This is a genomic window from Porphyromonas somerae DSM 23386, from assembly GCF_000372405.1.
GTDB classification, from domain to species: domain Bacteria; phylum Bacteroidota; class Bacteroidia; order Bacteroidales; family Porphyromonadaceae; genus Porphyromonas_A; species Porphyromonas_A somerae.
In genome coordinates this window covers 1-10,294 of record NZ_AQVC01000061.1, presented here as the reverse complement: position 1 = coordinate 10,294, position 10,294 = coordinate 1, and the positions used below count along the sequence as shown (strand labels likewise).

The window sequence follows — 10,294 nt, the reverse complement described above, 5'->3', positions numbered from 1 at the left end:
CACACAAACGAGCCTGGGGACTACGCAAACTTGGTGTCTGCAACGACTTAGCCAAGCTTACATCCTACTGCGGAGACCGCTACGAATGGGTGGTGAGACGTACATGCGTGGTACGAGCTATATCGAAAGATGTACTTGCCCGCAGAGGCCTTGTAAGTTGTTTGGACTACTATGCGATTAGACACTCTTTGAAAACGAATTAAACCGCCGTATGCCGAACGGCACGTACGGTGGTGTGAGAGGGAAGGAAACGAAAGTAGGTCAGAAAACTTTCGTTTCCCGACCTACTCGATTTTAATATGTCGTGCGTGATTACTTCACTCCGCGTGCAGGAAGCAGGCTAGCTACATTAGGCTCTGCAAGACCGGTGAAGTCGGAGAAGATCTGTGCTAGATCCTCGGTGTTACCCTTGGAAAGAACCTTGTCGCGGAAAGCTCTACCTACCTCAGGGTTGAGCGCACCATTCTTGGTGAAATACTCGCCAACATTTACAGCCAGTACCTCAGACCATAGGTAGCTATAGTAACCACAAGCGTAGCCACCACCCCAAACGTGGTTAAAGTAACTAGTGCGGTAGCGTGGAGGAATCTGTGGATTGAGAAGCCCAGCCGCTGCAAGAGCGTTATTCTCAAACTCCTCTACATTCTCTGCATTTACCTCATTACCTGTAGAAAGCATGTGGAAAGCTACGTCGCCAGTAGAAGCAGCAAGGTTTTCCCCTAGAGCATAGGCAGCGTGGAAGTTAACCGACTCCAGCATCTTATTCTTAAGATCCTCTGGCATAGCCTCGCCTGTCTCATAGTGCTTAGCAAAGTTGGCAAATACCTCGGGCACAGTAGCAAAGTACTCATTGAACTGGCTTGGCATCTCTACGAAGTCGCGGAACACGTCGGTGCCACTGAGAGACTTGTACTCTACATTAGATAGCATACCATGAAGAGCGTGACCAAACTCGTGGAATAGAGTAGTTACCTCATCCCAAGTAATTAGATTAGGTTGTCCCTCTGGTGCCTTGGTGTAGTTACATACGTTGTAGATGATTGGAAGCTGGTCATTGCGATGGCTCTGAGATGCAAATTCACTCATCCATGCACCACCACCCTTGGTAGGACGTCTGAATAGATCGGTATAGAATAGAGCTACCTGCTCTCCAGTCTCAGCATTGAGTACATCGTAAACGTGTACATCCTTATGGTAGGTTGGGAGGTCAAAGCGCTCCTTGAAGGTGAGACCATAAACATGCTCTGCAGCGTAGAATACACCATTCTTAAGGACGCTATCTACCTCGAAGTAAGGCTTAACGTCATTTGCATTGAAGTGATACTTCTCTTCCTTCATCTTGGCTGAGAAGTAGAAGCGGTCGTATGGCTTTAGCTCAAAGTCGCTACCCATAGTTTTGCGAGCATACTCCTCAATCTCCTTAGTCTCGCGGTCAGCTACAGGCTGATACTCCTCTGCGAGCTTCTTTAGGAAGCTAGTCACTGCCTCTGGAGTCTTAGCCATCGTATTCTGAAGGCTGTACTCAGCATAGTTATTGAAACCAAGTAGCTGTCCCTTCTTGTGACGAAGCTGAGCCATCTCTGCAATGATTGGGTAGGTATTTTGGTTGCCAGTGTTATCCGAACGGTGATAAGAGGCGTTGAATACCTTTTCACGGGTTGCACGATTCTCAAGAGATGTCAGAATATCCTGCTGTGTAGTATTGCTGATTACAATAGCATAAGGTGCAGTAACAGCCTCATTTGCCTCGGCATCAGCCTTGCACTGAGCAATCTCTCCCTCGCTAAGGCCAGCCAACTCCTCTACATCCTCAATAGGAACGATGGCCTTGTTGCGAGCCTCGATATTCATCTTTACAAACTCTTGCTGGAGCACAGCTAGACGGGCATTCACCTTCTCAAGCTCATCCTTCTTCTCTTTTGGAAGATTGGCACCTGCTCTTACAAAGCCGTCGTAAATCTCCTTGAGGAGTTTCTTGTCTTCACCTTGAAGGGTTTCGTACTCATTGTCATACACCACCTTGATACGATCAAAGAGTGGCTGATTGAAGGTGATCTCATCCTCCCAAGCGGTGAGCATAGGGATCACATCGGCCTCTATTGCCTTGATCTCATCAGTACCATCGGCACTTGAGATGGCAAAGAATACATTGGAAACACGTGAAAGAAGTGCCCCACTATCCTCGTAAGGGAGGATGGTATTCTGGAATGTTGGCTTCTCCTCGTTGTCTACAATGGCCTTAAGCTCGGCTCTTTGCTGTTCGATACCAGCCTCAAATGCAGGCTTGTAGTGCTCATTTTTGATCTTGCCAAAGTCTGGAGCGTGAAAAGCCAGTGCGCTAGGCTCGTTGAATGGATTTCCTTCCATAGGATCATTTTTCTCTCCCTTACAGCCCACTGCAAGCAGACTGATAGCGGCTAGACCGCTAAGGAGCAATGTTTTGAAATTTTGATACATAACTTTATTATCTTTATTATCTGAAAAAGTATTAGCTACAAGTTACATCTTCCCTTTGTATTGGCAAATATAAGGAATATTTACAACATACCCCCTTCTTAATATCATCTCACAATTCCGCAGGCTGAGTTATTATTGCTTTAGTCGGGTACTTTATTGATCGTTTTTTCTTGTATCCCGACTTTTTAGCAGACCAAAATCTCTATATGGAAGTCTGCTTATGCTCTATTTATTTCTTTATGATGTATTCATTGTGTTCTTTTGTGTAAATCCTACGTTTATTGGATAATTCGCTCAATTATAATGGATTTACAGTTTTCTTTCAAAATTACAAAGAGAAAAAAGACTCCGTCGCCCATTTCTTGCGGATTTCATCCCGCAAGATGATTGGTGTATACAGGCTGACGCAGTAGTCTCAAGATGTCACAATCACTCCATCACGCAGAATATCGGATGAGGCTTCTTTGATGGGTTTTCGTCTGACCCTTGGGGGTATGCCAAAGATTTGGTAAATTTGAAATCAAAAGGGGTGGAGTGAAACTGTGAGAGAAAAGTTAGAATTTCAATATTATATATCTATGAAGTTAACGATACTAAGTGACTTGCTTCGTGACCATTTGCAATTGGTTGCCAAGGTGATAGGAGGTAAGGGGCTAGCCATTATGGAGTTTGCCCTAGTAGAAGTGAAGGGGGAGAAGATGAGTCTGACCGCTACTGATGGTGAGACTAGGATTTGCAGCCATGTGGACTTGAGTAGTAAGGAGGGCGAGGATATGAGTTTCTGCGTCCGTGTGCGTCAGCTCGTGGAACCGCTTCGTGAGATTCCCAATCAGATGATTCAGTTTGAGCTGAACACGGAGGACTACGAGCTCCACGGTAAGTATAATAATGGCTTCTTTTCTTTCCCAGTGATTAAGGGCGAGGACTTCCCTGATGTGCAATCTCTTGGAGATGAAGGCTTGAAGGTGAAGATGCCCATTGCTAATTTCTATGAGGGGCTAGATAATACTGTTTATGCGACTACTGTGGATGATGTACGCCCTATCATGACAGGTGTGCATGTGGATATTCGTCCGGAGCATATCACTTTCGTTGCGACCAATGGCTTTTTGCTCTCCTATTACCGCCATTCAATGTTGGAGTTGAATGTCAATGAGCAGCATAGATATACATTGCACAAAAAGCCCGTTCAACTACTCCTTCAGGTGCTTTCAAAGAGTGATGATGGCGATATAGAGCTGGAGTTTCACCCCAACTTTGCACTCTTCAAGACGGAGACGTTGGAGTTACAATGTAGGTTGCTAGAGGGAAAGTACCCAAATTATGAGACGGTGATCCCTAAGGATAATGATAAGCTTTTGGAAGCTGATAGACTGCAACTTCTGGCAGCTACAAGGCGTGTGGCAGTCTTTGCCAATAAGGCAATGGGGCTTATTAACTTCGACTTCTCACCATCTGAGCTAGTACTTAAGGCAACCGATCAGGACTTTAGTACGAAGGCAGAGGAGGCGGTGCCTGTCTCCTTCTCAGCTCCTGAGGCGCGTTTTTCATTTAGGGCTGAGCATCTGATACAGCTCCTTACGGTGATGCCTTCGGAAACTATTTCGATGCGGATCGGAGATGCTTCGCGTGCTGCTTTGGTGACACCAATTGGAGGTGAAGCTGGTGTGGAGATTGTAGTGGCGGTGATGCCACTCGTATATGGCTAATTAATAGCGGAGAGGATTATGAGTAAGCTACAATTGAAACGGTCGATTGTCTTTTTTGATTTGGAGACAACGGGACTTGACGTGGTAAAGGATCGAATTGTGGAGATCGCTCTCCTAAAAGTACACCCCGATGGCACTGAGGAGACCCTACACACGCTAGTAAATCCAGGAATGCCTATTCCCAAAACCTCCACGGCAGTGCACGGCATCAGTGATGCTGATGTGGCTGATAAACCGACTTTTGAAGAGGTGGGCAAACGAGTAGTCGCTTTCATTGAGAATTGTGACTTGGGTGGTTACAACTGCAATCGCTTTGATGTGCCTCTTTTAGCTGAAGAATTGCAGAGGGTAGGGACCCCTGTGGATTTTAGTCACCGCAAGGTGGTAGATGTACAGGTCATTTACTATAAGCAGGAACCACGAACGCTGACTGCTGCCTACCAGTATTATACCAATAAACCACTGGACGGAGCACACTCGGCAGATGTGGATACCATGGCTACGTATGAAGTGCTTAAAGGGCAGCTGGAGATGTATAGCGACCTTCCCTGTGATGTGGAGAGTCTCAGTGATTATACCAAGCAGATGGATACTGTGGATCTTGGCGGACGTATGGTTTACGATGAAAGTGGTACTCCTTGCTTCAACTTTGGAAAGTATAAAGGGCAGCCAGTGGTTGAGGTACTTCGGAAGGATTCTGGATACTTCGGGTGGATGATGAATGGAGACTTCCCAAGAGATACCAAGATGCATCTGCAAAAACTAATGATAGAAGCCGAAAGAAAGTGAAAGGGAAAAAGATAGTACTGGGCATTACGGGAAGTATTGCGGCGTATAAGAGTGCCGTCTTGGCTAGGCTTCTGGTGAAGGCAGGAGCCGAGGTACAGGTGGTGATGACACCAGCAGCCAAAGAGTTTATTGCCCCTCTCACGCTTTCAACGCTTACTGGGCCATCGGTACTCTCGGAGTTTTTTGAGGAGCGGAGTGGTTCGTGGAATAGCCATGTGGACCTTGGGGTATGGGCCGATGCTATGGTGATAGCACCGGCTACAGCAAGTACCCTCGGTAAGATGGCCAATGGCATTGCGGATAATCTCTTGGTAACTACTTATCTATCCTGTAGAGCTCCAGTGTTTGTGGCTCCTGCGATGGACTTGGATATGTTTGCTCATCCCTCTACCAAACGTTCTTTGGAGACGCTTGCCTCTTGGGGAGTGCATATTATTGAGCCAAAAGAGGGCGAGTTAGCGAGCCACTTAGTGGGAAAAGGGCGAATGGCTGAGCCAGAGGAGATCTTTCAGACGCTTGAAAAGTACTTTGATGGTCCCGCTAAAAAGACATTGGAGGGGCTGAATGTATTGATGACCTCGGGTCCAACATACGAAAAGATTGACCCCGTTCGTTTTATTGGTAACTACTCGTCGGGCAAGATGGGCAAGGCGATTGCTGAAGAGCTGGCTGAGCGTGGGGCAAAAGTAACGTTCGTTTCTGGTCCTGTGGAGTCACTTCCAAAGTCGGATAATATCCATGTGGTCTCTGTAGAGAGTGCCGAGGAGATGTATCGGGCTTGCCTAAGCGTACGTGATGAGTATGATGTGGCGGTCTTCTGTGCAGCGGTGGCAGACTATCGAGTAGCTACGCCCAATGACCATAAGATTAAGCGAGAGCAGGTAGGGGCACTCTCTTTGGACTTGATCCCTAATCCCGATATCTCTGCGGAGCTAGGCAAGCTCAAGTCTGCTAAGCAGTGGCACATTGGCTTTGCTTTGGAGACAAATGCGGAGTCTGAAGCGGTGATAGACAAAATGTCTAGGAAGCATCTGGATATGATTGTACTGAATTCTCTGCAAAATGAAGGCGCTGGGTTTAAGGTGGATACGAATAAGGTGACTATCTTTGATGCACTTAATGGCGGTACTGTAGACTTGCCATTGATGAGCAAACGTAATGTGGCGAAAGCCATCGTCGATCGAATGGAGGAGTTACGTTTTATATAGTATCTAGATGTATGAAGAGGGTGTGGGGCATCATTATTGGGCTTATGCTTAGCTGGTTATCCGCTGCTGGACAAAGCTTTTTTGCACCAGAAGTCTCTCTGAATTTACAGGGGATTCCTGAGCAAAAGCAGGCGGATTTGCAGGGGCTGCAACGTCAATTGGAATATATGCTCATAGGTTATGACCCAGAGATAGAGGTGACATTGCGACCTAAGCAGCCTATTCGTATTCAGCTCTCGCTCTCAGTTACTCAGTCGGTAGGTGACGAGTATAGTGGCCATCTGGATATAGCTCTTTTTCGTCCAGTATATGGAGCTGATGAAGAGGCTCTTTTAGTGCTATTTCATGAGAAGAATCTGCTCTTTACTTTTGACCCACTACTCAGTCCTACCTTTATCGGAGGTGAGATTCCTGAGTCACCGCTCTTTATGGTGATGTATTACTACGCTACATTGGGTGCCATGTATTACTATGATAGTTTCTCACTCTATGGAGGAGACCCTTTCCTTAATTATCTAGTATCAAGAAGTGGCTTCTTTGAAGCGGGTTGGCAAGATAGTGGTGGATTGAGCAATGCCTATCTTACCTCCAAGCTTTCTCCCTCAAAGTATTTGCCCGAGTTGCAGTCTAAGTGGGGTAGCTATTTTCGCGAGCTGTGGTATCTATACCATAGGGAGGGACTTGATAGCCCTCTTCCTACTGCTTATAATAGGGTGTTGACTGCGGTTTTACAAGGGCTTCGTCAATTAAGGGAGTATGATAGTAGCACTTCCTTTCTGACTTTGTTTTTTGATTCTAAGGAAAAGGACATGAGTGCACATTTCCAAGCCAATAAGGGTTCTTTAGAGGTGGGGAACACTCGTAGCTTAGTAGAGGAGTTATTTCCAAGTGTTGTGTTTAGTCGATGATTACTAGGTTGTATATAAAGGATTTTATCCTAATTAAAGAGCTGGAGCTGGGACTCAAGGAGGGCTTTACCTCTATCACCGGTGAGACTGGGGCGGGAAAGTCTATACTAGTGGGGGCTATTGGCCTAATTTTGGGCAATAGAGCAGATACCACCACCATACGGGAGGGTGCTAAGAAGGCCATTATTGAGGCCGATTGTGACCTCAATGGAGTGTTGGGTATCGAGCAACTTTTTGAGGAGAATGACCTTGACTTTGAGCCAATTTGTCGACTGCGTAGGGAGCTTACAGTGGCTGGTAAAAGCCGTGCTTTTATCAATGATACTCCTGTCAATACTACTGTAATGAAACTGATTGGTGAGCGATTAGCCGATATTCATTCACAGCATCACAATATGTTGATTGGTGAGGCTCACTACCAGATGAGTATCCTAGATACTTTAGGTGGCAATGAGCCTTTGCTTGAGGAGTATCTTGGTGCGTACAAAGCCTACCAAAAAGCTGCTAAAGAGCTGGAAAAGGAGCGGAAAAGGATAGAGGAGCAAGCAAAGGAACAGGAGTTTATTTCCTTCCAATTGGAGCAACTTGATCAAGCTAATCTCAGGAGTGGTGAGCTGACACAGCTTGAGGAAAGACAGTCCATGGCGCAGCATACCAGTGAGATTGCAGATGCCCTCAATATGCTTATCTCTTTTGCTGATAGTGATATGGAGATTCCTGGAGTGGTACAGCAGATTCATACGACGACCCGTTTGCTCTCCCATGCTGCTGAGCACTATTCTCAGGTGGAGGAATTGCATGAGCGTCTCTCCTCGCTAGAGCTGGAGCTATCGGATATGATCCGTGAGGCGGGGGGGCTTTTGGATACCATTGAGGTAGACCCTAGTGAATTGGCACAGATTGAGGAGCGGATAGACCTTTTGCAAGGATTGCTCTTTAAGTTTAAGCTAAGTGATAGCGATGACCTGATTAAGCTTCGTGATGAGTACCGACAGACGCTGGATAATATCACTAATTCGGATGCCTATCTTAAGGAGTTGGAAAAGGAACTAACGAAGAAGCAGGATGTGGCAAAAGCACTGGCAAAGAGACTTACTGAGAGCCGTACTAAGGTGGCAAAGGAACTATTGCCTCCACTGCACGCATTGATGAAGGAGCTGGGTATTGCTGGGGCTACATTCAAGGTGGATTTGCAGCCTCTGGATAAGCTCACGGAGAGTGGTGCTGATGCGGTTCAGTTTTTATTCGCCACCAATAAACAGACCAAGCTACAACCTATTAGGGAGATTGCATCTGGTGGAGAGATTTCTCGCTTTATGCTGGCATTGAAGACCATTTTGGCGGAGCATAGTGTATTGCCTACTGTGATTTTTGATGAGATCGATACCGGTGTTAGTGGTGAGGTGGCTGAGAAATTAGGCGGAGTAATGAAGCGCTTGGGTAGGAATATCCAAGTATTATCAATTACACATCTGCCTCAGATTGCTGCACTTTCGGCCCATCAGTTGGTGGTAAGTAAGGAGGAGGAAGAGAGTGGTTTTTTTACCACCATTAGGGAGGTGAGTGGTGAGGAGAGGGTTAAGGAATTGGCAAATATGCTGACTGGTGCGGAGATGACGGAGGCAGCATTGGCCAATGCTAGAGCACTATTAGCACGAAATAAGTAACGTAATATGATGTATCGGAATAATGCAAGGGGAGGTAGGAGATACCCCAATAGATCTAGAGAACGTGATGAGATGATATTTGGTATCCATGCCATACGTGAGGCGTTGGAGGCTGGAGAGCAGATTGACTTTGTCTATCTCAAGAGGGAGAATAGTAGCGATGGGATTAAGGAGCTAATAGAATTACTCCGCAATCATCTGGTGCCATTAAGGAGGGTGCCGGTGGAGAAGCTGGACCGTTTGGCAGGTCGTAGTCACCAAGGGATTGTGGCGGTTAAGGCAGCTGCCCACTACTTTACACTGGAGCAGGTGGTGCCTACGCTTTTTGAGGCTGGTAGAGACCCATTCTTGGTGATATTGGACGGCATTACTGATGTTCGCAATTTTGGTGCCATCGCCCGTACCTGTGAGTGTACTGGTGTAGATGCTATTGTGATCTTTGAGCAAAACTCGGTCTCTGTGACTGCCGATGCGGTAAAGACATCGGCTGGGGCACTCTCTCGAGTGGCTGTATGCCGTGAGCCTTCTATAGAGCGAGCAATTGATTATCTAAAGCAATCTGGTGTGAAGCTGGTGGGAGCTAGCGAAAAAGCTTCCGAGTTGCTATACGATTGCGATATGAAGGGGCCGCTAGCTCTCGTAATGGGTGCTGAGGATAAGGGGCTTTCGGAGTATGCTATACGTCAGTGTGACCACCTTACCCGTATCCCTCTATATGGCGAAATCGGTTCGCTCAATGTATCGGTGGCAACGGGGGTGTTGCTTTATGAAGCGGTAAGACAGAAGAGATAATTGAATCATTAATATTAACAACTAAGATTATGAGTAAAGAGATTATTAGTACTCCAAATGGACCTGCAGCAGTAGGCCCTTATTCACAGGCCGTAGCTGCCAATGGGCTTGTATTTGTTTCTGGCCAACTTGGATTAGACCCTAAGAGTGGTCAATTTGCTGCTGAGGATGTAGTGGGTCAGGCTCACCAGGTATTTAAGAATGTCCAAGCGATCCTTGAGGCAAAGGGTTTGACCCTCCAAAATGTGGTGAAGACTACTTTGTTCCTCACCGATATTGCGGACTTCGCTAAGGTAAATGAGGTCTATGCTGAGTATTTCCAAGCACCTTACCCTGCTCGTAGTGCTTTCCAAATCTGTGCACTACCAAAGGGAGGTCTTGTGGAGCTTGAAGTGATAGCAGCGATTTAATTCACTAAGCTGTAAAAAGAAGAAGGTGGAGATGACTTTGGTCACCTCCACCTTCTTGTAGTATGACGGGCATGTCATACATCTGTGGTGAAAGTCCACTCGGGGCGTAGTTGCCAACGAACCCCATAGCGACTTGCAAGTTTCAAGGGGTGACCCTTGGGAGAGAAGAAGCAATAGCGAATTCGTGGCCTGACGAACAGAAACCTAATACTAAGGCGTATCAAGCGGACAAGCTGGCTACAGGCAGTGAAGTTCCAAAAGGCAACCGTAACCTTGATGCGTAAATTAGGCAGGTAAACGATGAAAGATGTATGGCTTATCCCGTGAGGCCTCGGCAGTCCTATAGGATAGTAA

The 10,294-nt window shown here is 46.5% G+C and carries 8 protein-coding genes and 1 pseudogene; 8 read left to right on the top strand and 1 reads right to left on the bottom strand.

What is annotated here, in order from left to right; genetic code table 11:
* Window positions 1-203, top strand: a pseudogene (locus A3GK_RS11640) (group II intron reverse transcriptase/maturase); the annotation flags it as partial.
* 109 nt (window positions 204-312) lie between these two features.
* On the opposite strand, the gene A3GK_RS0109510 reads toward A3GK_RS11640, so the two are convergent.
* Window positions 313-2,457, bottom strand: a complete 2,145-nt coding sequence (locus A3GK_RS0109510; RefSeq protein WP_018029222.1) for a M3 family metallopeptidase — start codon at window positions 2,455-2,457, stop codon at window positions 313-315.
* 578 nt (window positions 2,458-3,035) lie between these two features.
* Between A3GK_RS0109510 and dnaN the strand changes: the two genes are divergently transcribed.
* The 7 genes from dnaN to A3GK_RS0109475 are packed head-to-tail and all read left to right on the top strand — an operon-like array spanning window position 3,036 to window position 9,940.
* Window positions 3,036-4,166 carry a DNA polymerase III subunit beta gene (gene dnaN, locus A3GK_RS0109505; protein WP_018029221.1) on the top strand — a complete coding sequence of 377 codons (1,131 nt, stop codon included), beginning with the start codon at window positions 3,036-3,038 and terminating at the stop codon, window positions 4,164-4,166.
* A gap of 18 nt (window positions 4,167-4,184) precedes the next feature.
* Window positions 4,185-4,955: a 3'-5' exonuclease gene (locus A3GK_RS0109500; protein WP_018029220.1), complete on the top strand. Its 771-nt coding sequence runs from the start codon at window positions 4,185-4,187 to the stop codon at window positions 4,953-4,955.
* A complete protein-coding gene (gene coaBC / locus A3GK_RS0109495) occupies window positions 4,952-6,163 on the top strand; it encodes a bifunctional phosphopantothenoylcysteine decarboxylase/phosphopantothenate--cysteine ligase CoaBC (RefSeq protein WP_018029219.1) in 1,212 nt (403 codons plus the stop codon). The genes A3GK_RS0109500 and coaBC overlap by 4 nt, the downstream gene beginning before the upstream one ends.
* Before the next feature lie 11 nt (window positions 6,164-6,174).
* Window positions 6,175-7,071 carry a type IX secretion component PorD family protein gene (locus A3GK_RS0109490; protein WP_018029218.1) on the top strand — a complete coding sequence of 299 codons (897 nt, stop codon included), beginning with the start codon at window positions 6,175-6,177 and terminating at the stop codon, window positions 7,069-7,071.
* A complete protein-coding gene (gene recN / locus A3GK_RS0109485; protein ID WP_018029217.1) occupies window positions 7,068-8,738 on the top strand; it encodes a DNA repair protein RecN in 1,671 nt (556 codons plus the stop codon). The genes A3GK_RS0109490 and recN overlap by 4 nt, the downstream gene beginning before the upstream one ends.
* 9 nt (window positions 8,739-8,747) lie before the next feature.
* Window positions 8,748-9,530, top strand: a complete 783-nt coding sequence (gene rlmB, locus A3GK_RS0109480; protein ID WP_018029216.1) for a 23S rRNA (guanosine(2251)-2'-O)-methyltransferase RlmB — start codon at window positions 8,748-8,750, stop codon at window positions 9,528-9,530.
* Window positions 9,531-9,559: 29 nt separating this feature from the next.
* On the top strand, window positions 9,560-9,940 hold the full coding sequence (locus A3GK_RS0109475; protein ID WP_018029215.1) for a RidA family protein: 381 nt from the start codon (window positions 9,560-9,562) through the stop codon (window positions 9,938-9,940).
* Window positions 9,941-10,294 lie beyond the last annotated feature (354 nt).